Below are 26,174 nucleotides of genomic sequence, written 5' to 3' on the forward strand. Positions count from 1 at the left end.
TTCTCCAGCTCATCGATTGCCGCAGCCCAATCGCGGGCGCGGCGCAGGCGCTCCCTCAGCAGCGTGCGCGTATCCATCTGCGCCGCATCCTCCCGCACTTGCAGGGAAACTTCTAGCCCCGTGGGCGAGGAAGGCGCGACGCGGTCAATTTTTCTGCGGGGATGCGGATCCTCGACGGCACGCGGCCGTCGATCCGTACGCCCCTACCCCATCACGCCCGCCACCTCGCTTGACAACCCGCGTGCGGCGCCTGACCGGCGGCGCGCGGGCGACCACCGCGATCAGCCGCCCTGGAGCTTGGCCGCGATCGAGAAGCGCATCTTCTGGGCGATCGACTTGTTGGTCGCGTCGGCCGGGCCCGCCGCCTTGGCATACGCCTCGAGGTCCTTGTCGGCCGCCTTGAAGTCACCCTTCCGGAAGTAGGCCTGACCGCGCATGAACTTCGCGACGTGCAGGTCCTTGCTGGCCTCGACGGCGGCGGTGAAGGCCTCGATCGCCTTGGCGTCGTCCTGCTTCTCGGTGTAGGCCATGCCGAGCTGGTAGTGGAGCGCGGCCTTCTCGACTTGCCCCGGCACGTGCTCGACGCCCTGGGTCAGCACCTGGATCGCCTCGTTCGGGTAGTCCCACTTGCGGTACAGCTCGCTGAGCGCGACGTAGGGCGCCCACTCGCGCGGGTTGGACACGATCGCCTTCGAGAACGACTCGGCCGCCTCGCGCGGGCGGCTGGTCGCCCGGTAGATGCGGCCCAGGTACATGTGCTCGAAGTACAGATCCGCGTTCAGCTTGACGGCGGCGAGCAGGTGCTGCTCGGCCTGATCGAAGTTGATCATCGAGTAGTCGACCTCGACCTCGGCCGGCTTCTTGTTCTGGACCCGGGCCGCGTCCTCGCGGGCCTTGGCGACGCCGTCCTCGTAGAGCGCGACGCCGTACATCATCTGGTACATGACGTTGTCGGGCTTGATGCGGACCGCCTCGGCGTACGCCTCGGTCGCCTTGTCGAAGTCCTTCTTGAGCCGATACGCCTCGCCCATGAAGTAGTAGGCGGCGTGGTTGTCGCGGTAGGCCCGCACCGCTTCCTTGTACTCGGTGATGGCGGTGTCGAACTGCTTGGCGCCGAGCGCCTTGTGACCGGCGTTGGCGCGCTGGATCGATTCCTTGCGCCCCGTGTCGCCGCAGCCTGCGGCGAAGACGAGCACGAGCGAGAGCGAAGCCAGCGTGGTGCGGACGAACGAGCGCGACATCAGGAGCCTCCAGGGCGGCGCGGTGCGAGCGCCGACGACAAGTGACCGAACCGTAGACCGTGCGTTTCCCGCCGTAAAGCAGCGTCCACCGAAAACACCCGGGCTGTCGTCGACGATCGCTGACGATCGCTGACACCTCCGATCCCAGGTTTCGGCCTTGGCGCGAGGGTCGGGCTTCGAGTCGGGCGCCGATCCGGCTCCGACTCCGAGCCCGGCTCCGCTCCGGCTCCGACTCCGACGCCGGTTCCGGTTCCGGCTCCGGCTCCGGCTCCGACGCCGGCTCCGGCTCCGACGCCGACGCCGGCTCCGGTTCCGACGCCGACGCCGGCTCCGGTTCCGACGCCGACGCCGCTCCCCGAAACGCCGAACGCCCGGCTTGGGGCCGGGCGCTGCGTTCCAACCGCTGGAGGGGAACCCCTCCGCTCGCTCACCCGCCGGTCGGGCGGAAGTTGAACGGGTAGTTGACCTGCACGCCGCCGCCACCCTTGGGCTTCGGGAACTCGATGCCCTTGATCACCGAGGCCACGCAGCTCGACACCTCGCCGTTGACGCCGCTGGCGTTGGCGGTCGTCACCGTGCCGTTGGGGCTGATGAAGAACTGGGTGTTGACGGTGCCCTCGAGGCCGGGCGACGCGAGCAGCTGCTTCTCGTAGCAGTAGGTGATCTTCTGGATGTTGCGCTTGATGTAGCGACGGATGATGGCCTTGTCGAGGTCGCCGACCGACTGCGGCTGGCCGATGCGCACCGACGGGACCGACGACTGACGACCGCGCATGCCGCCGCGACCGGAGCCGATGCCGTAGCCCGAGCCGGTGCCCGAGCCGTGGCCGATGGTGCCGTAGCGACCGGTGCCGATCGTGCCCCAGCCGGTGCCGCCGCCGCCGGGGCCGAAGCCCGAGCGACCGAAGCCGAAGCCGCCGTTCATCTCGCCCGCCTCGTTGCCGAGGAGGCCGCCCTGGATGTCCATGTCGTCGAAGCCGCTCGAGATGTCACCGGTGCCGGTGATCGAGGCGAACGTGCCGCCCTGGGCGAAGACCTGCGAGCCGAGGACGCCGGCCGTGCGGGCCTGCTCGATGGCCTGGGTGCGCGCCAGCTGCTCCTGGTCGGAGTTCTTCTTCATCTTGTACTGGCCCTCGGCGCGGTCCGAGTCCTTCTTGCCCATCTTGCCCTCCTCGAGGGCCATGGCCGTGCCGGTGCCGCCCGACTCCTCCTCGCCGTTGTCCTCGGTCTCCTCGGGCTCCGGCGGGGGCGGATCCTCGATCGACTCGGTCTTGGCGCTCGACGACGACTGCTCGGACAGCGACATATCGGTGGGCGCACCGCCCTGGCCGGGATCGACGTTCTTGAGGATGAACCAGAAGCCGATGTGCGCGACGGCCGAGCCGAGGAAGAACAGCAGCACCTGGCTCTCGAGGCCGGCGAACAGCGGCACCGGCTGGCGCTTCGGCTGCGGCACCGACGTCACCAGGTAGGTGGTCTGGCCGGCCTTGACGCGGATGCGGGCCTTCTGCGGGATCGACATCTCGAGGCCGCCGGGGGCGGTCATCGACGGCCGCGCGCGGCCCTGGGCCTGCATCTCGGCCAGCGAGATCGACTGGCCGTCGGCCGAGACCTCACCCTCCATGCCGGGCAGGAAGTTGAAGACGAAGTCCTCGGCCGGGTTCGCCGACGGCGCCACGAGCGGGAACGCGCCCGCCGGAGCGTCGGTGGTCGGGTACTCGCACTCGGCGTCCTGGCCGATGCGGAAGAACGGGTTGGACTGCTTCTCGTCGCGGGCCCGGAGCAGGCCGGCGATCGCGAAGCCGATGCCCAGGGGCATGCCCAGGAACATCATGAAGTCGTTCTCGATGCCGAGCTTGCGCGGCCGGAACGCCCACGACGGGCGCTTCTCGACCTCGGTCCACTGGTGCTTCTTGCCGGCGTTGAACGAGGCGTTGGTGTAGCCGCGGGCGAAGCCGACGGTCCCCATGAGCAGGAAGAACGCCGCCAGGCCGATGAAGGCCCAGGTGGTCGGCGTGACCTTGCCGCCGCGCGGGTTGATCGCGTGCTTGACCGAGACGACCGACGCGCCGAGCATCGCGGCGATCTCGACCGAGCGGGCGCCCGGGACGTCGATCTGCTCGGCCATGAAGCCGCTGGCGCCGTAGGTCGGCGCGGCCTGGGCCGGGGCCGTGAACACGCCGTAGGGCGCGGGCACCGACTGCGGCGACGGCATCTGCGGGCGCTGGGCCATCGGCGGCGGCGCCATCGGCATCGGCGGCGGCGCGGACATCTGGGGGGCCGCCATCTGGGCGGGCGGCGGCGGCGCGGCCGGGCGCGGGGTCGACGCGATCACCGCCTCGGCCGCGTCGCTGATCTGCGGCTGGACGCGGGTCGGGATGTCGTCGTCCTCCTCGGCGCCGCCGACGGTGACCTCGATGCGGGTCTCGCCGATGACGACCGAGTCGCCCGACTGCAGCTTCGCCTTGTTGACCTTCTGGCCGTTGACGAAGGTGCCGGTGGTCGAGCTCAGGTCGATGATGCTCACGTCGCCGGGGCCCGTCACCTCGATGAGGGCGTGCATCCGGCTGACGTTCTTGTCATCGAGCCGCAGGTGCGACGACGACAGCTTGCCGACCTTGATGACGGGGAGGGTCAGCTTCTCCTCGCGGAGGAACTCCTCACCCTTGAAGAGACGGAACGTCAGAGGAACTTTGCCACCGGCCATGGGAATTCTCCAGAGGAGCGAACTCAGGGAACCAGGCCGACGGCGTGTGACTCAGGCCCCGAGGGGCGCGCGCCGGACGTCCGAGGACGTCCGCGCCTGGATCACAAGTCCTCGGCCGACTTCAGAATCTCGGCGATGAAATCCTTGCGGATGCGAATGAGGCTCGAGTGCTTCGCGAAGTCGCGCGCATCGACCGACGTGCCCTCGGGCTTGATGAGGTCGCCCTCGATCGTGTCCCCCGAGAAGTCGTAGACCTTCACCTTGGCCTTGTCGCCCTTGTCCTTGGGCTGGGCCAGTGCGGGCACGGTGAAGAGCGCGAGCATCGAGAAGGCGGTGATGGTGCGGGCGAACATGGGGACCCTTTCAGCTCGAGAGGCTCGAGTCGAGGCGGGAGTCCGGCGCACCAACATCTGGTCCGTCTGACACTCGCGGTTCGACTCGGTTCCGATTTTCTTTCGCGTCGACTCGTTTTGTCCAGGGGAGATCGCCCCGCCCCGGACCACAGCTCAAACCACTGAAACTACTGGCCGCCAGCGGCGGGGGCCGGGGGCTGAGCGGCCTGCATCTTCATGGCCTCGTCGAGCTGCTTCACCAGCTTGTCGATGGCCTTGATGTTCTCCTGGGCCTCGTCCTTGTCGTCCTTGCCGGCGTCCTTGGACTGGAAGTCCTGGAAGTACTGGCGGCCGACCTTGGCGGTGCTCTGCATCGCCTTCAGGTCGTTCTCCTTGTTGGCCCGGAAGTCCTTGTAGAGCACGCCCAGGTTGAAGTAGGCCTCGCCCCGCTTGGGATCGAGGTCCTTGGCCTTCTTGTAGCTGGCCTCGGCGCCGTCGAGGTCACCGAGCCCGCGCTGCGCGATGCCCATCCCGATCAGCGCGTCGTAGTTCTTGGGCTGCTGCCCGAGCACGCGCTCGAAGGCGGCCTTGGCGACGTCGTAGCGGCGGGTGCCGAGCTGGATCAGGCCCACGTTCATGTGGGCCTCGGCCAGCTTGGGGTCGAGCTCGGTCGCCGCCTGGAACCGGGCCAGCGCGTCGGTCAGGTTGTTCTTGGCCAGCGACAGGAGGCCGAGCGCGTGCTGGAGCGGCGCGTACTTCGGGTTCTTCTTCTCGCCCTCCTCGAGCAGGAGCTTCGCGAGATCGAGGCGGTTGCGGTTCTTCTGCCGGCCCTCCATGTAGACCAGGCCGTAGACCGTGTAGGCGCGGACGTTGTCGTTGTCGACGGCGAGCGCGTTCGACAGCTTCTTGCGGGCGTCCTCCTCGAGCTTGCCCCAGGCCGCGGCGTCCTTGGTGCGGCGCATCTCGGTCAGGTTCAGCGACGCCAGGTTGACGTACGCGGCGGTCAGCTTGGGATTGGCCTTGATGGCGCTCTCCCAGTACTTGCGCGCGCCGTCGATCTTGCCCGCCGCGAAGTACAGCTCGCCGAGGTTCGAGATCGAGGCGCCGTGGTTCGGCTTGATCTTGAGCGCGGCCTGGTAGGCGTCCTCGGCGTCCTTGGCCAGCCCGCAGTTGTGGTAGCTGCGGCCGACCATGTACTGGGCCTCGACGATCTCCTTGTGGGCCCGGGCCACCGCGCGCTGAACTGATCAGCCGCCGAGCGGCAGCTCGACTCGTTCCAGCCGGCGGCGGCCGACTTGTTGTAGAAGTCGAGCGCGCTGGCGTAGTCGGCCTTGGCGTCGCTCGAGACCTCGCGGGTCTCGCCGGGCGCGTCGGGCTTGACGTTGCTGACGTCGGGCGGCGGCGGCACGTCCTTGGTGTCGGCGTGGAGCCCCGAGGAGGGCTTCTTCTGGGCGCCGCCGCAGGCGACGAGCGTCATCGTCGCGGTGGTCAGGAGGGTGCATCCGAGAATCTTCGCTGCGCGCATGGTGCTGGCCTCGATGAGGTCGAGCGAGCGTCGGGGCTCGCGGTGGAGACGGGGTGTAGGGGCGGAGGGCGCCGGGCTACTCGAGCCGCGACACCGGCGGCTCGACGTCGCTGACCGAGGCCTCGGCGTCGGGCTCGGCCCGGAGCTCGGCGGCGGTCGGGAACTCCTCCGGCTTGATCTGCCCGAGCTCGCGCTCGCACAGCTTCGACCAGCTCGAGAACCACCCGAAGTCGGTCGAGGCCTTGAGGCAGGCGCCGAAGCCCTGCAGCGAGGCGGCCTCGAGCGGCTCGGCCTTCTCGGTCAGCGCGTCGCAGTAGACGTCGACCGCCTCCTCGTAGGCGCGGATGTTGGTCGGGATCTCGGCGGTGAACAGCGCGTCCGAGAAGTTCTGCGAGATCTGGCCGAAGCGCGCGGCGCCGGCGATGGCGTTGGCGGGCTCCTTGATCTTGAAGACCAGGTCCTGGTACTGGCCCGACGCCTTCGCGGCGAGCTTCTGCTTCTCCTTGAACCAGTCCTCGAACCGCTTGAGCGACTTGGCCGCCTCGGCCTTGGTCTTGTCGGTGCCGTCGCCGAAGTTCAGGCTCTCGGGGAACTTGATCGTCAGGAACTTCTCGTAGTCCACCTCGGCCTGGTGGAACTTGGCGAGCGCGTAGTAGTAGCTCGCGAAGCGCTGGTCGCCGTTGGGGAACTTGCCGCCCTTGCGCTCGAACTCGGACGCGGCCGCCGCGAACGCGGCCATCGCGGCCTTCACCTTCTTGGGGTCGCGGGCGACCACGGTCAGCTTGATCTTCGACTCGGGGCCGCACTGGGTGCGGGTCGCGTCGCCCTTCTTGCGCTTGCCCTTGCCGCGCAGCGACACCGCGCGCTCGCGGACGACCCGGACGCACGAGCCGTCGACGGTCTTGACCGGGCAGCTCTGCTCCCACAGGATCTGGCCGATGCGGCCGTAGGCCACGACCACCTTGTCGGCGCCGCCCTTCTCGTTGTAGCGCTTCAGGTAGTTGCGGTAGTGGTCGACGACCTTGTCGAGATCGCCGCGCTTCTCGTAGATGCTGGCGATGCTGAAGTAGGCGCCGGCGGCGTCGGCCGGCTTCTTCGACGCGAACTTCGAGATGAAGTAGTTGGTGTTCTCGATGGCCTTGTCGTCGTCGCCGATGCCCTTGCGGTAGAACACCGCGTCGTTCATCAGGTCGTACGCGTCCTTCTCACCCGCGTACTTCTTGGCGTACTCCTCGAACATCGTCGCGGCGCGGTCGTAGTAGGCGACCCGGCCGTAGACGCCGCCGAGGCGGGCCAGCGACTTGGCCGCGTGGACGCTCTTCGGGAAGCGGCTGCGCAGCTCGGTGTAGGCCTCGATCGCCGTCGACAGCGAGCGGCCGTCCTCGAAGCAGACGCCGGCGTTGTAGAGCACCTCGTCCGACTTGGGCGCCTCGGGGTTGCTGTTGAAGATGTCGAGGTAGGTCTTGCCGCACAGGACGTACTTGGCGAAGTCGCCCGACGACTTGGCGTCCTTCTCGAGCTGCTCGGCGATCTTGCGCTTGGCCTTGGCCTGGATGTCCGCGACGCGGTCGCCGAGGTCCGAGCGATCCTGATCCTCCTTGGCGGTCAGGAACTTCGGGTTGGCCGCGAAGTAGTCGACCCACTTGAGCATCTCGTCGTACTTGTGGGTCAGGATCAGGCTGTCGAGGACCGCGTTGGCCGAGTAGTACGCGGTCTCGTGGCCCGGGTGGGTCTTGATGATGTCCTCGAAGAGCGGGATGGCCTCATCGAAGTGGTTGTTCCGGCGATACATGTTCGCCTTCAGGAACTTCATCCCGACCAGCTCGTCGTCCTTCGGGTCCTTGATGTACTTGATGTACACGTCGAACGCCTCGAGCATCTTCTGCTCGCGCTCGGGGATCGGCTTGGGCTCGGGGATCTTGTCGCCCTCGTCGCCGACCGCGACCGGGCTGGACTGGCTGGCCTGGACCCGCGGATCGACCGCGAGCGCGTTCTTCCAGCCGAGCACGGCCGCGTAGGCCGACTCCTTCATCAGCTTCGCGTCGACCTTGCCGTTCTTCACGACGTTGGTGAACGACACCGCCGCGTTCTCCCAGAGCTCGGTCTTGAGCCGGGCGTTGGTCTCGCCGTCGGCGCGCGACCACAGCAGCTCCGAGTAGTAGTACTGGGTCTCGCCGTAGTCGTGGGCGTCGGTGAAGACCGACAGGTAGACGTTGTAGAGCTTGTCGGCGAACGCCAGCGTCTCGGGGTTCTTGGTCTTGATCGACTCGTTGTGCCACGCGCGGGCCATCTCGCCCGACATCGCCGCGGCGTTGTCGTGGCACTCGCTGGCCTCGGCCGCCGGCAGCGCCTTGGTGTCGCGCAGCGCGCCGAACAGCTTGGTCAGGCGCTCGATCTCGGCGACCTTGCCAGCGTTGTCGGCGCCGGGCGTCGACAGCATCGCGTGGGCGATGTTGTACTGCCACAGGCACACGTTCTTGTTCTTCGGCTCCTCCTTCATCAGCTGGCGGAACGCGAAGATCGCCTTGTCGTTCTTGCCCTGCTCGAGGTAGAGGTCCGCGAGGATCGTGTACATCGTCGACGCGTAGTCGGCGTCGACCTTCTGGAACGTCGGCCAGGCCTTCTGCACCTGGCCGAAGTCGGCGAAGGCCCGGACGAAGTCCTTCTTGGCGGCGCGGTTGAGCGTCGCCTGCTTCTTCTCGCCGTTGGTGTCGCGGATGACCTGCAGGAACTGCTTGCCGGCCTCCTCGTGGCGGGCCAGGTTCAGGTAGACCCAGCCGAGCATGTAGTTCGAGTAGTCGTACACGGACGACTTCGGGAACTGCAGGACCTTCTGGTAGAAGGCCTCGGCGTTGGCGAGCTCGTTGGCGCCGAAGTAGTAGTCGGCGAAGGCCAGGTAGGCCTCCGGGACGTACCGGGACTGCGGGTAGTCCTCGAGCAGGCGGTGGTAGATCTGCCGCGCCTCCTTCATGTACTTGCCCTGCTGGAGCGAGTACGCGAAGGCGAACAGCGCCTGGTCCATCCGCGGGTAGTTCTTGTACTTGTCGTTGTCGGTCAGCGTCTTGTAGACCTTGACGGCGCTCTTGAGCGACGCCTCGGCCTTCGCCATGTTGTCCTTGGCGGCCTGCTGCAGCTTGGCCTTGTCGCCGCCCTTGGCGCTGTCGGCCTTGATCGAGGCCTCGGTCGACTTCAGCCGGTGGTACCGGTTGAGCTGCGAGTGCATCTCGGCGAGGCGAAAGTAGAGGTCGGCCTTCTCGGTCGCGTCCGAGTCCGAGGTCTCCTCGATCAGGCCCTCGAGCAGCTGGATCTGCTCGCTCCGGATCGCGCCGACGGCGCCCTGGATCTCGAGCACCTCGTCGGCGCTGATCGACGGCTTCTTGGCCCCGTCGTCACCCTTCGGGGTCGACGGCCGGACGCGATCGCTGATCTTGACGTCGACCTTGACCTGGGTCTGGCGCTTGTACTTGGTGTCATCGGCGCCAGCCGGGCCTGCGAGGACGCCGAAGGCGGCCAGGGCCAGGAGCGACGTGGTGTAAGGGCGGATCGAACGTGCCATCGGGTATTCCTCGGTGGGGCGTGGCGGAGGTGCCGGGTCGCGGCAACGCCGCGTCGTCAAGGTCGCGCGAGATGTCAGCGTCTGAGTGGTGGTCAGGGTCCGGTCTGATCAATCTCGCTACGGTTCGTTCGGCCAGCGTCTGGGCGGGCCGTGGTGCGGGCCCGGGACGGCCGGGGAGCGCGAAAACCCTCTCACTTAGGACACTGGCTGCGGACCTTGAACCGGTAGTAGCCCAGCTCGTCCTTCCAGTACTCGCCGTTGAAGCGCCAGACGAAGTGCTCGTCGTCGACGATGATCGGGTCTTCCTTGCGATCCTTCGAGATGCGATCGCCGGTGCGCTCGGCGCTGATCTTGCCGGCCTGGGCGTCGAGCACCTCGATGCGGATCTTGATGCCGTCGCGGCCGAGATCCTGGAGCTCCTTGACCAGGCGGTTCAGGCGCTCCTTGGCGAGGCGGCCGGCGTCGGCGGCGGCCACCGACTTGACCAGCTCGAGGTCGGCGTTGATGTCGCCGGCGACGGCGGTCGTCTGCCAGGCCTTGTCGGCCTTGCTGAGCATCTGCAGCTCGTGGTCGAGCTCGTCGACCCAGGCGAAGGTCTTGCCCAGGGTCTTGTCGCCGAGCACCGACATCGTCAGGCGCTGGGTGACGTCGTCGAGGCCAGCCTTCTTGGCCTTGATCTTCTTCACGTACTCGTAGAACTCGGCGTTGTCCTCGTACTTGCCGACGACGCCCTGCAGGTTCTCGCGCAGCGGCTTGAACTTGGTGTTGAACTCGCTGACCGCCTCGAGCGCCCGGTCGTACAGGCAGTACTTGTAGTAGATGACGCTCTTGAGGAGGATCGACTCCGGGAAGAACTGGTTCTCGAAGTACGGGGCGTTGAGCGTGTGGATGTTCCCGAGCGCCTTCGGGTTGTTGGTCTTCATGAAGTACGCCCACGACGCCTCGAACAGCGACTCCGGCCACTCGCCCGAGGTCTGCTCGAGCTTCTCGTAGTAGCGGATCGCCTTGTCGAAGTCCTGGGTCGAGTAGAACACGCGGGCCATCTGCAGGACGGCGAGCTCCTCGTACCGATCGAGGTCGTCGGCCTTGTACTGCTTGGGCCGCTCCCGGGCGACCTCGAGCACGCGCTTGAACGCCTCGCCGGCCGGCCGGCCCTCGTACTTGCGGACGTAGGTGACGCCCTCGAAGAACTTGGCCTTGACGTAGAAGTCGCTGGTGTCGCCGACCTTGCCGAACAGCTCGATGGCCTTGTCGAACTCGGCGTGATTGTAGAAGTGCCGGCCGAGCAGGAAGTACAGCTCGTCGCGGACCTGCTCCATGATCGGCTCGTCGAGCGAGGACGGATCGTACTTGCCGATCAGGTCGAGGATGCCCGAGGTCTCGGGCAGCACGCGCGACAGCGCGGCGAGCCACTTGAGCGTGGCGGGGTAGTACGCGTGCTCGGCGCCGGCGGTGACGATCTTCTCGAACCAGCTCTGGGCGCTCGCGTAGTAGCCCATCTGGTAGAGCGTCTTGCCCATGTAGAACTCGGCGCGCTGCTTGTTGCCCGCGTCGTCGCTGGTGTCGCCGTCGAGGACCTTCTTCAGCTCGATCGTCGAGCTGTAGTAGTCCTTCTTCTTGTACAGATCGATGGCGCGCTCGAACGTCTTCGACGCGGGCGTCCCCGCCGCGGCGTCGTCGTCATCGACCTGAGCCTGCGCCGGACGGACGTCGGCAGTGAGCATGACGGCGCCGAGTGCGACACCGAGGATGGCAGTGGAAAGGGCTGACAGACGGCGCATCAGGTCTCCTCCAGACGGGCGCCCGAGCAGGTCGTCACGGCGACGGACAGGATCGTACCTGGGCGCATCGCCAAGCCTTTCGCGGTCCTCTCGGGCGGCGGAATCATCGGCGTCCGCGCGCGGAAATGTCAAGGCGCCCGTGCGACCTTGGACCACGTCCGCGACCGTTCGGCGCCGATCGCGTACGCGTGAGGATGGTCCGGACATCGAGTACAGCGACACCTCGGGCCGGGCGCGGTTGCACACCGACCGTGGCATCCCGCCCCGATCGTGGTCCCGTGACGGATCGCCTCGACGCCACCACCTACCGAAGGTCGCGCGCCTCCTTGACTTCGCCACCTCGGCCCATATTATCGCGGCTCGACGCTCGAGCCGATCGGCGGCACCGCCGCCACCCCAGAAGCTTCGCCAGGAAGATCGATGAACACCTCCGCTCGCTCGCATCGCTCGTTGTGGTTCGTCGCTGCCATCGCCGCGCGCGCGCTCGTCGGCTGCAGTGACAACCCGGTGGGCCGCATCTGCGATCTCGGCCTCGACGATCCCGGCCTCAACCAGGCCGTCGTCGGCTCGCCGTCCCTCGACTGCCCGACCCGCACCTGCCTCAAGGTGCCGAAGGTCAACCCCGACACCCCCGAGGGCTTCCAGCCGCTCTCGGCCAACAAGGGCATGTGCACGGCGACGTGCGAGAGCGACAGCGACTGCGACAAGGTCCCCGAGTCGCCGTGCGTCACGGGCTTCGCCTGCGGCGTCGCCCTCACGGTCGGCCCGTTCTGCTGCCAGAAGTTCTGCATCTGCAAGGACTACGTCGTGATCCCGGACTCCGGGAAGCTGCCCGATCCGCTCGCCTGCGACGGGGACAACGCCAACAACATCTGCTGCAACCTGCCCGGCCGCGTCGGCAACCCGACCTACCCGAACTGCCCGGGCTGAGCGTGTTTCCTTGAGGAGCTTTCTCGTGCTTTTTTGAGGAGCTTTCGCAAAGCTCCTCCCCCAGCATTCGCTGGGGCCCCCTCCTGAAACGGCCCGGATCGTTCAGCGTGGGCTCCCGAGACGGCTCAGACGGTTGAGCGCGCTCCTGAAACGGCCCGGATCGCAGCGTCCCGAGACGGCCCAGACGGTGAGCGCGAGCTCGCGAGGCGGCCCGGGGCTTCGAGCGTGGGTTCGAGGCGTCGGAGCCCCGCGGGGCGCTACCAGGTGATGTGGAAGGCGCCGGGGATGACGACGAGGTCGGCGCCGGTGATGGCGACGACGTCGAAGCGGCACGACGAGAACTTGGGGCGGCGGTGGGCGAGGTAGAGCGCGGCGACCCGCGCGACCTGGCGCTGCTTGGCGTGCGGCACCGCGGCGAGGCCGCCGCCGTGGCGCGCGTCGGCGCGCGACCGTACCTCGACGAAGACCAGCACGTCGCCGTCGTAGGCGATCAGGTCGAGCTCACCGAGGCGGGCGCGGTAGTTGCGCTCGACCACGCGGTAGCCACGCCGGACCAGCTCGGCCTCGGCGCGACGCTCGGCGGCGGTGCCGCGCTCGTGCCGTCCCGCTGACGGCCCCACTCCCCTCCCCCACATGACGCGGACCGGGATCGCTCAGGCGCCCGCGGCGGCCTTGAGGTCCTTCTTCTTCTGGCGCTTGCCGCGACCCTTGATGATCTCCTTGGGCACGACCGGGCTGCCGTCGTCGGGCGCCGCCGCGACCACGGGGGCCTCGACCGTCTGGGTCATGACGCGCTCCTTGATGCGGGCGGCCTTGCCGGACAGCTCGCGGAGGTAGAACAGCCGGGCCTGGTTGACCCGACCGCGCGCCATCACCTCGACCTTGTCGATGTTGGGCGAGTTGTCGGGGAACACGCGCTCGACGCCGACGCCGTACGAGATCTTGCGGACGGTGAACGTCGAGCGGGCGCCCTTGCGGACGCGGCGGATGCACACGCCTTCGAAGGCCTGGAGGCGAGTCTTCTCGCCTTCCCGGATCTTCGCCCAGACCTTGACGGAATCACCAGGACGGAACTCCGGCAAAGCGCCCTGGCGGCGGTTCTGCTTGTCGATGGATTCGAGGATGCGATGGGCGCTCATAAGGCCTCGGGAGGCGGCGCAGAGAAGGTCTGCGCGCGGACGCGTGTTTCTGCCAGAAAGCGGGGGGGGCGTCAAGCGATGGGTGCCGGCGACCGCACCGCGAACAGCTCGGCGATGACGATCGCGGCCGCGCTCCGGACCGACAGATGGTTCCAGCCGGTCCGGCTCTCGACGGGGGGCAGCAGGTGGGTGACCGACGGCAGCGCGCTGTCGGCGAGCCCCCAGCCGGTGCCAAAAAGGATCAGGACCGGCTGGCCCGGAGCGTCGATGAGCTCGCTCAGGAGCCGATCGGCCGTGACGCGGGCCGCGGCCGGGAACCGGACGGGATCGGCCGACGTTGCCACCACCCAGGGCGCCTGACCGAACTCGGCGGTCAGGTCGGCCACGGCCGCGGCCACCGACTCGACCGCGCTGATGATCCGCAGGGCCGAGGCCCGGCCGTCGTGACCGCCGCCGGGCCCCCGGGGGCCGGTGTCGGCCGCCAGCTCCTGCCAGGCCGCGGCGATGTGCTCGGCCTTGGCCCGCTGGCTCTCGACCGGGGTCACGACGAAGTAGCGGGTCAGGCCGAAGGTGCGGGCGGTGCGCGCCAGGTCGTGGACGTCGAGGTTGGTGACCGCGCTGGTGACCACGGCGCCGGTCCGGTCGAACACCGGGTGGTGGACCAGGGCGACCGCGGTGCGCGCGGCCAGATCGAGCCCGGCGGCGTCGGCCAGCTTGCGATCGGCCTTGTCGAGGCGATGGCGGGCGTAGAGCTCGGGCCGGCGCCGGGCGGTGCGCCGCAGGGCCTCGGTGCGCCGCCAGCGGCGGATGGCCTCGTGGTTGCCGCCGGCCAGGACCTCGGGGATCGGCCGGTCGCGGAACACCGCGGGGCGGGTGAACTGCGGGTACTCGAGGAGGCCCGCGGCGAACGACTCGTCCTCGGCCGACGCCGCGTCGCCGAGCACCCCGGGCAGGAACCGGGCGACCGCGTCGATCACGCACGCGGCGCCGAGCTCGCCGCCGGTGAGGACGAAGTCGCCGAGCGAGATCTCCTCGTCGATCGCGGTGTCGAGCAGGCGCTGGTCGACGCCCTCGTAGCGCCCGCACACCAGGACCACGTGCTCGAGCGCCGCCAGGCGTCGCACCGTCGCCTGGGTCAGCGGCGCGCCCGACGGGCCGAGGAAGACCCGGTGGCCGGGGCCGGCGGCGTCGATCGCGGCCGCCAGGGGCTCGCACCGCATCACCATCCCGGGGCCGCCGCCGTAGGGCGTGTCGTCGACCGAGCGGTGCCGGTCGTGGGTGAAGTCGCGGGGGTTCTGGAACGCCAGGGTCAGGCTGCCGGCGGTGCGGGCCCGGCCGACGACCCCGGCCGCCAGCGCGGCGTCGACGATCTCCGGCAGGATCGACACCACCGTGAAGCGGGTCACCGCGGGTCCTCGGGGATCCCGTCGGGCGGCGTCACGAACACGACGCGCCGCTCGCGATCGACGTCGGCGATGAACGCGTCGACCAGCGGCAGCAGGCGCTCGATCGCGCCGGGCGTGCCGTCCTCGCGGACGTCGTCGTGGATGACCAGCCGATCCTGCGGCCCGAGCTCGATCGCGACGATCGTGCCCCAGGGGCGGCCGTCGGGGAGCTGACACTGGCAGCCGACCAGGTCGGCGTAGAGCACGTCATCCTCGTCGAGGTCGAGGTCGTCGCGGGCGACCGACACCGGCTGGCCGCGCAGGCCGGCGGCGACGTCGCGATCGGTCACGCCCTCGAGCGCGAGCAGGTAGGCGCCGCCGACCGGGCGCGCGCCGACCAGCGGGTAGCGGGTCGCGCCGACCCACACCGCGTCGACCGCGCCGAGGGACTCGGACGCGGGATCGATCATCACGACGAGCACCTCGCCGCGGATGCCGTGGGCCTTGGACACACGCGCTACCTCGACGAGATCGTCCGGGACCTCGGGGGACGCGGGGGACGCGTCGCGAGACTCGGTCACGGTCTTATTCGAGGATCTCGACCAGGATGCGCTTGCGCGACCGCGGCGCCGCCTGCGTGACGAGGGTGCGCAGCGCCCGGGCGGTCTTGCCGCCGCGACCGATGATCTTGCCGAGATCGCTCTCGGCGACCTCGAGCTCGTACACCGACGCCTGGCGCTCCTCGATCAGGGCCACGTGCACCTCGTCGGGCTTGTCGACCAGGCCCTTCGCGATGAACTTGACCAGATCGGCGACGTCGATCGCCGGCGCCTCACCGTTGGTGGACACGCTCACGCCTTGGCAGCGGGCGCGGCCGCGGCCGCGGCGGCGTGGCGGCGGACCAGGCTGGCCAGGGTCTCGGACGGCTGGGCGCCGACCTTGACCCAGTGCTCGTAGCGATCGGCGTCGATCGAGAACGCCTTGGTGCGCGGATCGAACGTGCCGATCAGATCGATGAACCGACCGTCGCGGGCCCGACGCTTGTCGGCGGCAACGATGCGGTAGAACGGGCGCTTCTTCGAGCCCTGGCGAGACATGCGGAGGACGACCATGGATTCCTCGGACGGGGGGTGACGTGAGAGCGGCGCAATCTACGGGCCGGGTCCGGCCCTGTCAAGCGTGCTATAGGACTCGCGCATGCGAGTGGAACCGACGGGCCGCGCGGGCTGCGCGGTGATCGCGGCGTTGGCCGCCAGCGTGGCCTGTTCTGGCCGCACCAGCAAGGCGCCCCCGGTGCCGCCCCAGGGCACCACGGTGACCCTCTTCGCCCTGGCGGAGGTCCGGGGCCAGATCGAGCCGTGCGGCTGCACCACCGAGCCGCTCGGTGATCTGGCGCGGACCGCCCAGCTCGTCGGCGAGGCCCGGGCCCGGGGCCCGGTCGTGGTGGTCGACGCCGGGTCCCTGCTCTACCCGCGGGCGACGATCGATCCCGCCGCCAAGCCGCAGGAGGACCTCAAGGCCGACCTGCTGGCGCGCGTCTACAAGGACGAGCTCCAGGCCGCGGCGGTGGGGCTGGGCCCGACCGACCTGGCCGCGGGCCGGGATCAGGTGCGGATGCCGCGGCAGGTCGCCAACCTGCCGGCCAGCGCGGGCGTGCCGCTGGCAGAGCCGACGCTGGTGACCGTCGGCGGCGACACGCCCGGGGTGTGCGGGGTCATCGACCCGACCTTGGTACCCGAGCTGGGCGCGACCGATCCGGTGGTCGCCGCCGAGGCCGCGGTGGCCCGCTTGCGCACGGGCGGCGCGACCCGGGTGATCGGGCTGGCGTCGATGTCGCGCAAGGACGCGGCGGGGCTGGCGCGCAAGGTCGCCGGGATCGACGTGCTCGTGGTCGCGACCGGCCCCCTGGCGCCCGAGCCCAAGGACGTCCGCGCGACCGCCGACCTGATCGGCACGACGGTGCTCCTGGTCCCGGCCAACCGCGGTCAGGTGGTCAGCCGGCTCGAGCTGACGCTGCGCCCGGGCGGCGGACCGCTGATCGACGCGGTCGGCCCCGCGGCCGCGGCCGACCGCCAGCGCGAGCTGGGCGATCGGATCGCGCTGCTCGACGCGGAGCTGGCCCGGTTCGCCGACGATCCCACCGCCGACCCGGCGTTCGTCGAGGCCCGCAGGCACGAGCGCGCCGACCTGGCCGCGACCCAGGCCGCGCTGGCGACCGACCCGCGGCGCATCCCGGCGGCCGGCAGCTACTTCGAGCTGGCCCAGCTCCGCATCGGCAAGGCCCTGGCCTGCGACGGCGACGTCGTCGCGGCCAAGCAGGAGTACACGCGCGCGGCCGGGGTCGCCAACGTCGCGGCGGCCAAGGCCGCCCCGCCGCCGCCGCCGCCGCCGCCGGGGACCGCGACCTACGTCGGCAGCGAGGCGTGCGCCGACTGCCACGCCGAGGCGGTGACGTTCTGGAAGCAGACCCGCCACGCCCAGGCGTGGCAGACGCTGGTCGAGGTCGACAAGCAGTTCGACTTCGACTGCATCAACTGCCACGTCACCGGCTGGGGCAAGCCCACCGGCGCGACGATGGCGGTCAACGAGGGCCTGCGCGACGTGCAGTGCGAGACCTGCCACGGCCCCGGCTCGATCCACGTCGACGCCGACGACGAGGACGCCAAGAAGACCATCGCCCTGGCGCCGGCGCCAGACCTGTGCGCCACCGCGTGCCACACGCCCGAGCACTCCGACACGTTCGATCGCACCGCGTACCTGCGCGACATCATCGGCCCCGGCCACGGCGAGAAGGCCCGCGCCCTCCTCGGTGACGGCCCCACCGGCCACGACCTGCGCACCGCCGGGCTGGCCAAGGCCTCGGCCACGCTCGGCGCCGGGTGCCCGAAGTGAGGCGGGCCGCGCTGGCGGCGCTGGCGGTGCTGGCGCTCGCGGCGTGCGGCGCGCCGGCGAAGCGGACCACGACGACGGCGACGACGACGACCAAGGCGCCCAGGCCGAAGCCGGCGCCCCGGCCGAAGCGTCCGAAGCCTGCGACGCCGGCGACGGTCGCACCCGACGCCCCTGCGACCGCCGCAGGCGCCATCGAACGCGGCCAGGCGGTGTGGTACGCCTCGGGACGGATGACGGCCTCGGGGGAGCGCTTCGACAAGCACGCCATGGCCGCGGCCCACCGGACGCTGCCGTTCGGGACCCGGGTGAAGGTCACCGCGACCAAGACCGGCCGCACGGTGATCGTGCGCGTCAACGATCGCGGCCCGTTCGGCAACAAGCGCCGCATCATCGACCTGACCGAGGCCGCGGCCCGGAAGCTCGGCATCATCGATGCAGGAGTCGCCGACGTGACCCTCGAGATCCTGGGAGCTCCATGACCGAGACCGAGAACCTGCTCGACCTGCGCGCGGTGGTGAAGCGCTACGGCCCGGTGATGGCGCTGCGCGGCGTCGACGCCAAGGTCGCGGCCGCGACCAAGGTGGTCGGCCTGCTCGGGCCCAACGGCGCCGGCAAGTCGACGCTGGTGAAGTGCATGCTGGGCCTGATCCCGTTCGACGGCCACGCCCGCGTGCTCGGCTACGACCCGCGGGTCGACGGCGCCGCCATCCGGGCCCGGGTCGGCTACATGCCCGAGAGCGACGTGTTCCTGTCGGGCATGACCGCGGTCGAGCTGTGCGCCTACGCCGCCGAGCTGTCGGGCCTGCCGCGGACCGAGGCGCTGCAGCGCGCCCACGCCGCGCTCTACTACGCCGGGCTCGAGGACAAGCGCTACCAGAACGTCGACGGCTACTCGACCGGGCAGAAGCAGCGGGTCAAGCTGGCCCAGGCCCTGGTCCACGACCCCGAGCTGCTCTTCCTCGACGAGCCGACCAACGGCCTCGACCCGCGCTCGCGCGACGAGATGCTCGAGCTGATCGCCGAGCTGCCCGAGAAGCGCGGCTGCACGATCATGATCTCGACCCACCTGCTGACCGACGTCGACCGGGTCTGCGACAGCGCGCTGATCATGCACCTGGGCCAGGTCCGGTTCGCGGGGACGGTCGATCAGCTCCGCGCGCGGCCCGGCGTGACCCAGACCTACGTCGTCGAGGTACGCCAGGACGGCGCCAAGCTGTTCGACCTCCTCACGGCCAAGGGCGCCACCGCCCAGGCGTACTCGCCGGTCGGCCTGACCGTCACGTTGCCGGCGACGATGACGCCGACCGATGTCATGACCCTGGCCCGGGCCGCCGACCTCCAGGTGCGCGTCCTCGACCCGATGCGCGAGACGATGGACCAAGCGTTCATGCGCGTGATCAGCGCGGCGGACGCCGCCACGGCTGGCGAGCCCCTGCGATGAGAGATCAGCCAGCGGTCGCGCCCCCGGCGCGCGGCGCGATCCACGATCTCGGCTACGCACGCTACCAAGGCACGCGGCGCGCGCCGTCGTCGAACTGGCTCGTTATCGCGCGCCAGCAGATCGCGTTCGCGTGGTCGACCTGGTGGCGCTGGAAGCTGGCGCTGGGCCTGGCGGTGGTCATCACCGCGATCGGCGGCGGGATCCTGTACCTGGTGCCCGGGGCGGGCGGCGACCTGACGGTCGCCACGACCATGTCGTTCTATCGGCTGCCCGCGTTCGTCGTGTCGATGACCATGACCTCGATGCTGGTCGCGCGCGACATGGAGACCGGGGCGTTCGCGTTCTACTTCTCCCGTCCGGTCCGCCCGATCGACTACGTGGCCGGCAAGCTGGCAGGCAACTTCGTCGTGATGGCGTGCCTGTTGCTGGCGGGGCCGGTGCTCCTGGCGCTGTTCCGCATCGCGATCTCGAGCAGCTGGAGCGCGACCACCGAAGCGCTGCCGATGGTCGCCGTCGTGGCGCTCGTCGGCGTGATCGCGTCGTTGTTCTTCGCGGTCGTGCCGCTCGCGATCTCGGCGCTCCTGGGCCGACGCTGGCTCGCGCTCGGGCTCTGGGCCGGCTACTACGTGCCGCTGACGACGATCCTCGCGATCATGGGCCAGGTCGGGCCGCGCTCGATCGCCGCGCTCGATCCGCCGCACGCGCTGGAGTCGATCGCGTTCCGCCTCGGTGAGGTCCGGCTGCCGGGCAACGGCGACACCCACCCGTCGCTCGCCGCCGCGGCGATCGCCTTGGGCGCGCTGATCGTCGTGGCCACCGGCGTCTTCGCCTGGTCGGTCGCCAGCCGCGGCACGGCCGCGGTGGGGGCCAGCTCGTGACCGCGCCCATCGTCCGCGCGCACCAGTGCTCCAAGTGGTACGGCGCGGTGCTCGGGGTCAACGACATCTCGTGGAGCCTCTCCGGTGGGGTGGTCGGCCTGCTCGGACCCAACGGCGCCGGCAAGTCGACCCTGATGAAGCTCGCCGCCGGCCTGATCCGGCCGAGCCGAGGCACGATCGAGGTCTTCGGGCAGGCGCCGGCCAGCTCGCCGGACGTGCGACGACGCATCGGCTACAGCCCCGAGCACGAGAGCTCCTACGACGATCTGACCGGCCGCGAGTTCGTCTCGTTCTTCGCCCACATCGCCGGCGTCCCGTTGCACCAGGCCAACGACGCCGCCGTCGCGGCGCTCGAGACGATGGGCATGCTCGGGGCGATGGACCGGCCCATCGGCGGCTACTCCAAGGGCATGCGGCAACGCACCAAGCTGGCCGCGACGATCGCCCACGGCCCCGAGCTGCTGATCCTCGATGAGCCGCTGACCGGGGTCGATCCGATCGCCCGCACCGAGATCATCGATCGCATCCGCAGGTTCGCAGCTGACGGTAAGACCGTGATCGTTTCGAGCCACGTGCTGTTCGAGATCGAGGCGTTGACCCAGACGATCCTGGTCATCTACCGCGGCCAGATCCTCGCCGACGGCGACGTCCACACGATCCGCCGGCTGATCGACCACCGGCCCCACCGGATCCGGATCGTGAGCACGCAGCCGCGGGCCCTCGCCGCCGCGCTCGCCGGCGCCGCCCACGTCACCAAGGTCGAGGTCGAGGGCGACACGATCCTGGTCGACACCAACGACCCCGATCGCTGCTACGACCAGATCAACGCGACCGTCGTGGACCACCAGCTCCCGGTCAGCGAGCTGACGTCGCCCGACAACAACCTGGGCGCCGTGTTCGACTACCTGACCAGCGATGGCAACCGCCACCGCGCGAGGATCGCCGAATGACCACGACCGTGCTCCCTCCCTGGACCGCCGTCACGGCGATCGGCCGCTTGTCGCTCAAGCGGCTAGTCCGCGGCAAGGCCCTGTGGATCGCCGCGGCGCTGGCGCTCCTCCCGATGGCCGTGGCGCTGATCGCGTCCAACTCCAAGCAGGAGCCCGCGCAGAACTGGGCGTTCGTCCATCTGTCGCTGCGGCTGACCCTGCTGATCGTGCCGCCGATCCTGGTCGGCGCGTCGCTGGCCGACGACATCGGCGAGAAGTCCGCCGCGTACCTGTGGTCGCGGCCGCTCCAGCGCTGGACGATCCTCGTCGGCAAGCTCGTGTACCTGGTCCCGATCGTGATCGTCCTGTCGAGCATCAGCACCGCGCTGGCGTGGGTGATCGCGCGCGACGCCGCCGGGGTGGACACCCTCGACCTGGCGCGGACCCTGGTCGGCGTCGCGGCGACATCGATCGCCGCGTCGACGCTGACGGTGATGGCGGTCGTGCTCGCGCCGCGGTTCGGCGTCGTGATCGCGATGTGCTGGCTGCTGACCCTCGACGTCGCCCTGGGCGGCCGCGCGATCGGGGCGCGGGTGCTCGCGACCTCGTTCAGCCTGGCGGCCCTCGCCGAAGGCCGCGACACGATGGCTGCGCTCGTCTCCGCGGCCGTGATCTCGCTGCTGTGCCTGACCGTCGCGCTCCGCCGCGTCGATCGCATCGAGTAGCGCCGCTACCGCGCCGCGGCCGCGGCGGCGACGGCCCGCCAGGCCCGGGGCACGGCGTCGTCGAGCCAGGTCCGGTAGACCCGGGCGGCGACGTCGGCGCGGCCGTGGTGGCGGAGCGCGAAGTAGCAGTCGTCGACGAGCGTGTCCTGGTTGTCGCGCAGGTCGGTGTGGCCGAGCTCGTCGAGGAAGCGGACCGCGAGCTCGAGGCCGCCGGCCTGGGCCGGTGTGGCGGCGGTGGCCATCGCGGCCGCGAGCGCGTGGCGCGCGGCCAGGGCCTCGGCGTCGAGCACCAGCGCGGTCGCGGCAAGGTCGATGCGCGCCAGCAACGGCGCGGGCTCGTCGACCAGCGCCGGCAGCGCCAGCGCCGCCAGGGTGCGCGCGATCTCGGCGAAGGCGGTGGTGCCGGGGAAGGTCGCCGCCGGCCACGGCGCGACCAGCTCCCAGGTCAGGCGCTCGGGTCGGGCCTGGGCGTCGGCCAGCGCGGCGCGGGCCTCGTCGAGGATGACCGCCGGCGCCGCGAGCTCGAGCAGCCGGTCGAGGCGGCGCTGGTGGTTCTCGGCCGCCGCCACCAGGATCGCCTCGGGCGGCGCGACCAGGAGCGGCGCCCCGGCCAGCTCGGGCCGCGCCGCCACCGCGCGCGCCGCCAGCCACGGCTCGAGCGGCTCGGCGGTGGCGCCGAACGCCAGGTGCACGGCCTCGACGTGGGCGCGATCGATGGTCACGCCGTCGTGGGCCAGGCACCGGACGCAGGCGACCAGCGCCGCGCGCAGCGGCGCCGGCAGGGTGTGATCGGGCCAGGCGTCGGCGTCGGCGTCGGCCGCACCGCAGCGCGCGCAGGGGTCAGGGTGGTCCATCGGTGGGCTCCGGGGCGATCTCGAACACGTCGACGACGTAGGGCTTGATCGCCGCCGGGTCGGCGCTGGGGCGATCGATCGCGATCACGAACGCGGTCAGGCGCTCGGGCGTGACCCGGAACCGGATGAACTGGCGGTAGTCGTCGATGCGCGCGGCGCCGCCGACCTCGTTGCCGTGGGCGCCGAGCGCCGCCGCGACCGCGAGGTACCAGCCCATGTGGGCGCAGCCGATCGCGATCGCGACCACCGCGGTGACGCCCAGCACCACCAGCCACGCGCCGACGCCGCCGGGCGCGACCGCGACGCCGTCGCTGCCGACGACCGCCAGCGCCAGCGCCGCCAGCCACGGCCCCAGCCACAGCGCCAGCAGCACCCACCAGCGCGTGCCGCGGTCGAGCAGCGCGCGGCCGAGCGCCAGCGGCGCCGCCATCGCCAGCACCATCGCCGGCACGATCCACCACGCGGTCAGCGCGACGCGCGCGATCACGAACGGCGTGATCACGTGGGCGAGGCCGTGCGCCAGGCCCAGGGCGATCATGCCGACCCGGCCACGGCCCGGCAGCAGCCGACCGCCGACCGCCCCGATCGTCACGCCGCTGGCCAGCGTCATCACGCCGACCAGCACCCACCAGGCGTTGAACCACAGATCGTCGGCGAGCGGCGCCTCGATGAACCACGGCGACGCGAACGGCAGGAGCATCGCGGTGGCGGCCACGACGGTCGCCAGGTAGCGCCGGGCGCGCGGGCTCAGGCGCGCGGCCAGGCCCGCCGGCGCGCGTCGCTGGCTGGCCGTGAACGTGACCCCGTGGATGCGCAGCGCCAGGTAGGCCAGGACCACCGCGAGGACGCCGAACCCGAGGAACGCCAGCGACGGCGCCAGCTCGGTGGGTCGGCCGAGCGCCATCGGCGCCGGCGCGCCGCCGAGCGGGCGCTCGTGATCGATCCCGAACCACGCGAGCAGGTGATCGCCCAGCCAGCGGGTGCCGGCGCTGCGGGTGGCGCCGATCGCGCCGGTCAACGTCAGCACCAGCGGCATGATCCACGCGAGCCCACCGTCGAAGATCGACCACGGCTCGAGCAGCCGGCGCGAGATCGCGCGCCGCGACACCGCGGCCCGCGGGTACAGGGCGCGAGCCGGGATCGAGCCCAGCGGCTGGAAGCTCGGGTGGTGGAACGCGCCGCCGCCGCCGGCGACCACGCCGGCGTAGCTGACCGGCCCGGCGCTCGCGGGCGTGCGCTCGCCCTCGCCCACCGCCACCGGCGCGCGCGGCGGCGGCGACGCCGGCTGGTAGCGCGCGTAGTGGTGGGTGTCGCCGGACAGATCGAGCCGACACGTGCCCGGCGTCGGCGTGCCGCCGTCGTAGAGCGGCGCCAGACCCAGGCGCGCGATCGCGTCCTGGTGGGCGGCGTCGGGCACGACCGCGCCGTGGACGATCGGCGGCGACGGCGTCGCGATGATCCGCTTGGCCGCGCCCGGCAGCGAGCCGAAGTACCACTCCTGCCGCGCGTCGAGCCACTCGTCGATGTCGAGCCCGAGCAGCTGCCAGCCCCACGGCAGCTGGATCGCCAGGTACGACGCCTCCTGGGCCCGGACGTAGCCCGGCATCGCCAGGAGCGGCGGGCGCCCGCCGGGGCCGGGCTGGTGCTCGCCGGTGACGCCGTGCCGGAACATGCGGTTGAAGCCGACCAGCTCGGCGTAATAGTCGTGGTTGCCGGGCAGGCCGTACAGTCGGCGCGGGGCGTGAGCGGGCTGGACCTCGGCCAGCGCCCGGGCCGCGCGCGCGAACGGCACCTGCACCCGCGCCGCCAGCGTGTCGATGTCGGCGACGTGGTAGGCGGTGTCGCCGCCGACGAACAGGAACTGCCCGCGCGGCAGGATCGGCGCGCCGGCGGTCGCGACCTCGAGCGCCCGCCCGACCAGGGCCTCGGACGCCACCGCCGGGTCGGCGCCGGCGACGGTCAGGTCGGCGCCGCACGCGAACGCCGTCGTGAACATCGCGACGCCGCCGTCGCCGGTGTCGGCCAGGTAGTCGAACCACAGCTCGCCCGACGCCGGGGCCACGATCTCGGCGACCCGCAGGTCGCGCTCGCGCCCGGCCGCGGGGCTGGCGTCCTCGACGTGGCCGTGGCCGTCCTCGATCCGCATCCAGTCGCGCGGGTCGAGCTCGCCGCCGTAGAACGCGTGCAGCAGGAGCTTCTTGGCGTACGCGATCAGATCGGGCGCGAACAGCCACCGGACCGGCCGCAGCAGCGGGCCGTCGGGCGGGGCGCGAAGGTGCTCGTCGTCATGGCTCATCCCGACAGCCCACTCGCTGTACCAACGCCGCCGATCGCTTGCAACGGCCCTGCGCGCCCTGACGGCGGGTCAGGCCAGCTCGAGCGACGCGGCCAGATCGTGATCGGCGGCCTGGGTCACGCGCGCGCGCACCAGCGCGCCGGTCGGCGCGGTGCCGTCGGCCAGGTAGACGGTGCCGTCGATGCCCGGCGCCTGGCCGAAGTAGCGGCCCTCGAGCAACAGGTCGGTCTCTTCGGACACGCCCTCGACCAGCACCTCGAGCTCGCGCCCGACCAGGGTCTCGAGCTTGGCGCGGGAGATGCCGCGCTGCAGCTCCAGCAGCTCGGCGACCCGGGCGTCCGCGACCTTGGCCGGCACCCGGTTGGGCAGCATCGCGCTGACGGTGCCGGGCTCGATCGAGTACGGGAACACGCCGACGCGATCGAGCTGGGCCTCGACCAGGAAGTCGCGCAAGGCCGCGTGCATGGCGTCGGTCTCGCCCGGGTGGCCGCTGATGAAGGTCGAGCGGATGACGATGCCGGGCACGCGCGCGCGCAGGCGCTCGAGCAGGTCGTACGTGACCTTGTTGGTGTGGCCGCGGCGCATCAGCTTGAGCATGCCGTCGTCGACGTGCTGCAGCGGCACGTCGACGTACTTCGCCACCGTCGGCAAGGTCGCGATCGCGTCGACCAGCTCGTCGGTGAACGCCGACGGGAACGTGTAGTGCAGCCGGATCCAGTGGACGCCGGGGATCGGCGCCAGCCGGTGCAGCAGCTGCGCCAGCGTCGGCCGACCGTCGAGGTCCCAGCCGTAGCGCGTGAGATCCTGCGCGATCAGGCAGATCTCCTTGGTGCCGGCGGCGGCGAGCGCGGTGACCTCGGCGGCGATGTCGTCGATCGACCGGCTGCGCTGGGCGCCGCGCAGCTTGGGGATGATGCAGAACGCGCACGGGCGATCGCAGCCCTCGGCGACCTTCACGTACGCGGTGTGGCGGGCGCCGATGCGCACGCGCGGCGCGTCGTGATCGTAGATGTAGGCCGGCGCCTCGGTGACCTGGACCATCGGCAACGGCTTCTTGCCGCGGCGGGCCTTGGGCGCCGGCGCCTCGAGCGTGCGGGCGATCGACGGGAAGTCGCTCGAGCCGAGGATGTGATCGATCTCGGGGATCTCCTTGGCGATCTCGTCGGCGTAGCGCTGGGCCAGGCACCCGGTCACGACCAGCTTGCTCGCCCGGCCCTTCTTCCACTCGGCCATCTCGAGGATGGTGTTGACGCTCTCGGCCTTGGCCGAGTCGATGAACGCGCAGGTGTTGATGACGATGACGTCGGCGTCGTCGGGCGCGTCGACCAGCGCGTGGCCGGCCTCGGTGACCTGCCCGAGCATGATCTCGGTGTCGACCTGGTTCTTGGGACACCCCAGGGACACGAAGTAGATATTCTGGCTCGCGCCGGTCACGATCGGCGCAGTCTGTCGGGGGTCGGGGGGACTGTCAACACGCCTGGGCCCGGGCGCCCCGGACGCGCGGTCCTCGGTGACCGGAGGGCCCGTCATCGAGCCGGCATCGATCGACCCGGCGAAGCCCAC

Annotated in this window: 22 protein-coding genes; 7 read left to right on the forward strand and 15 right to left on the reverse strand. The window is 70.7% G+C overall.

The window, feature by feature from the left end:
* Positions 1-281 precede the first annotated feature (281 nt).
* The 6 genes from IPL61_03300 to IPL61_03325 form a co-directional block, all read right to left on the reverse strand.
* A complete protein-coding gene (locus IPL61_03300) occupies positions 282-1,241 on the reverse strand; it encodes a tetratricopeptide repeat protein (GenBank protein MBK9030357.1) in 960 nt (319 codons plus the stop codon).
* A gap of 427 nt (positions 1,242-1,668) precedes the next feature.
* Complete coding sequence (locus IPL61_03305; GenBank protein ID MBK9030358.1) at positions 1,669-3,948, reverse strand: AgmX/PglI C-terminal domain-containing protein; 2,280 nt, start codon at positions 3,946-3,948, stop codon at positions 1,669-1,671.
* A 101-nt stretch (positions 3,949-4,049) separates the two neighbouring features.
* Positions 4,050-4,301, reverse strand: coding sequence for a hypothetical protein (locus IPL61_03310; protein ID MBK9030359.1), 252 nt, complete (start codon positions 4,299-4,301; stop codon positions 4,050-4,052).
* Between the two features lie 167 nt (positions 4,302-4,468).
* Positions 4,469-5,512: a tetratricopeptide repeat protein gene (locus IPL61_03315; GenBank protein ID MBK9030360.1), complete on the reverse strand. Its 1,044-nt coding sequence runs from the start codon at positions 5,510-5,512 to the stop codon at positions 4,469-4,471.
* Between the two features lie 369 nt (positions 5,513-5,881).
* Complete coding sequence (locus IPL61_03320) at positions 5,882-9,361, reverse strand: tetratricopeptide repeat protein (GenBank protein MBK9030361.1); 3,480 nt, start codon at positions 9,359-9,361, stop codon at positions 5,882-5,884.
* Positions 9,362-9,552: 191 nt separating this feature from the next.
* On the reverse strand, positions 9,553-11,085 hold the full coding sequence (locus tag IPL61_03325; GenBank protein ID MBK9030362.1) for a tetratricopeptide repeat protein: 1,533 nt from the start codon (positions 11,083-11,085) through the stop codon (positions 9,553-9,555).
* 507 nt (positions 11,086-11,592) lie between these two features.
* Here IPL61_03325 and IPL61_03330 point away from each other — a divergent pair.
* Complete coding sequence (locus IPL61_03330; protein ID MBK9030363.1) at positions 11,593-12,072, forward strand: hypothetical protein; 480 nt, start codon at positions 11,593-11,595, stop codon at positions 12,070-12,072.
* A gap of 257 nt (positions 12,073-12,329) precedes the next feature.
* On the opposite strand, the gene IPL61_03335 is transcribed toward IPL61_03330, so the two are convergent.
* The 6 genes from IPL61_03335 to rpsP all read right to left on the reverse strand — a co-directional run bounded on the left by IPL61_03335 (position 12,330) and on the right by rpsP (position 15,708).
* The gene (locus IPL61_03335) at positions 12,330-12,707 is read right to left on the reverse strand and encodes a YraN family protein (protein ID MBK9030364.1); all 378 of its coding nucleotides are present in this window, start codon (positions 12,705-12,707) and stop codon (positions 12,330-12,332) included.
* Positions 12,708-12,725: 18 nt separating this feature from the next.
* On the reverse strand, positions 12,726-13,211 hold the full coding sequence (rplS, locus tag IPL61_03340) for a 50S ribosomal protein L19 (protein MBK9030365.1): 486 nt from the start codon (positions 13,209-13,211) through the stop codon (positions 12,726-12,728).
* 71 nt (positions 13,212-13,282) lie between these two features.
* Positions 13,283-14,617 (reverse strand): tRNA (guanosine(37)-N1)-methyltransferase TrmD, encoded by a 1,335-nt coding sequence (trmD, locus tag IPL61_03345; protein MBK9030366.1) that lies wholly within the window; start codon positions 14,615-14,617, stop codon positions 13,283-13,285.
* Positions 14,614-15,177, reverse strand: coding sequence for a 16S rRNA processing protein RimM (gene rimM, locus IPL61_03350; GenBank protein ID MBK9030367.1), 564 nt, complete (start codon positions 15,175-15,177; stop codon positions 14,614-14,616). Before rimM ends, trmD begins: the two co-directional genes overlap by 4 nt.
* Positions 15,178-15,181: 4 nt before the next feature.
* Entirely contained in the window at positions 15,182-15,418 is a 237-nt protein-coding gene (locus tag IPL61_03355) for a KH domain-containing protein (protein ID MBK9030368.1), read from the reverse strand.
* Between the two features lie 29 nt (positions 15,419-15,447).
* A complete protein-coding gene (gene rpsP, locus IPL61_03360) occupies positions 15,448-15,708 on the reverse strand; it encodes a 30S ribosomal protein S16 (protein ID MBK9030369.1) in 261 nt (86 codons plus the stop codon).
* An 85-nt stretch (positions 15,709-15,793) separates the two neighbouring features.
* Between rpsP and IPL61_03365 the strand changes: the two genes are divergently transcribed.
* The 6 genes from IPL61_03365 to IPL61_03390 all read left to right on the forward strand — a co-directional run bounded on the left by IPL61_03365 (position 15,794) and on the right by IPL61_03390 (position 21,461).
* Complete coding sequence (locus IPL61_03365) at positions 15,794-17,488, forward strand: hypothetical protein (protein ID MBK9030370.1); 1,695 nt, start codon at positions 15,794-15,796, stop codon at positions 17,486-17,488.
* 230 nt (positions 17,489-17,718) lie between these two features.
* Positions 17,719-17,967 (forward strand): septal ring lytic transglycosylase RlpA family protein, encoded by a 249-nt coding sequence (locus IPL61_03370; protein MBK9030371.1) that lies wholly within the window; start codon positions 17,719-17,721, stop codon positions 17,965-17,967.
* Entirely contained in the window at positions 17,964-18,929 is a 966-nt protein-coding gene (locus IPL61_03375) for an ABC transporter ATP-binding protein (protein ID MBK9030372.1), read from the forward strand. The genes IPL61_03370 and IPL61_03375 overlap by 4 nt, the downstream gene beginning before the upstream one ends.
* The gene (locus IPL61_03380; protein ID MBK9030373.1) at positions 18,926-19,807 is read left to right on the forward strand and encodes a hypothetical protein; all 882 of its coding nucleotides are present in this window, start codon (positions 18,926-18,928) and stop codon (positions 19,805-19,807) included. Before IPL61_03375 ends, IPL61_03380 begins: the two co-directional genes overlap by 4 nt.
* A complete protein-coding gene (locus IPL61_03385) occupies positions 19,804-20,757 on the forward strand; it encodes an ABC transporter ATP-binding protein (protein ID MBK9030374.1) in 954 nt (317 codons plus the stop codon). Before IPL61_03380 ends, IPL61_03385 begins: the two co-directional genes overlap by 4 nt.
* On the forward strand, positions 20,754-21,461 hold the full coding sequence (locus IPL61_03390) for a hypothetical protein (protein ID MBK9030375.1): 708 nt from the start codon (positions 20,754-20,756) through the stop codon (positions 21,459-21,461). The genes IPL61_03385 and IPL61_03390 overlap by 4 nt, the downstream gene beginning before the upstream one ends.
* A gap of 5 nt (positions 21,462-21,466) precedes the next feature.
* On the opposite strand, the gene IPL61_03395 is transcribed toward IPL61_03390, so the two are convergent.
* The 3 genes from IPL61_03395 to rimO all read right to left on the reverse strand — a co-directional run bounded on the left by IPL61_03395 (position 21,467) and on the right by rimO (position 26,141).
* The gene (locus tag IPL61_03395; GenBank protein ID MBK9030376.1) at positions 21,467-22,315 is read right to left on the reverse strand and encodes a hypothetical protein; all 849 of its coding nucleotides are present in this window, start codon (positions 22,313-22,315) and stop codon (positions 21,467-21,469) included.
* Positions 22,302-24,611: a hypothetical protein gene (locus IPL61_03400; protein ID MBK9030377.1), complete on the reverse strand. Its 2,310-nt coding sequence runs from the start codon at positions 24,609-24,611 to the stop codon at positions 22,302-22,304. Before IPL61_03400 ends, IPL61_03395 begins: the two co-directional genes overlap by 14 nt.
* Before the next feature lie 69 nt (positions 24,612-24,680).
* Complete coding sequence (gene rimO / locus IPL61_03405; GenBank protein ID MBK9030378.1) at positions 24,681-26,141, reverse strand: 30S ribosomal protein S12 methylthiotransferase RimO; 1,461 nt, start codon at positions 26,139-26,141, stop codon at positions 24,681-24,683.
* Positions 26,142-26,174 lie beyond the last annotated feature (33 nt).

It is taken from the genome of Myxococcales bacterium (genome assembly GCA_016717005.1).
GTDB lineage: Bacteria > Myxococcota_A > Polyangia > Haliangiales > Haliangiaceae > UBA2376.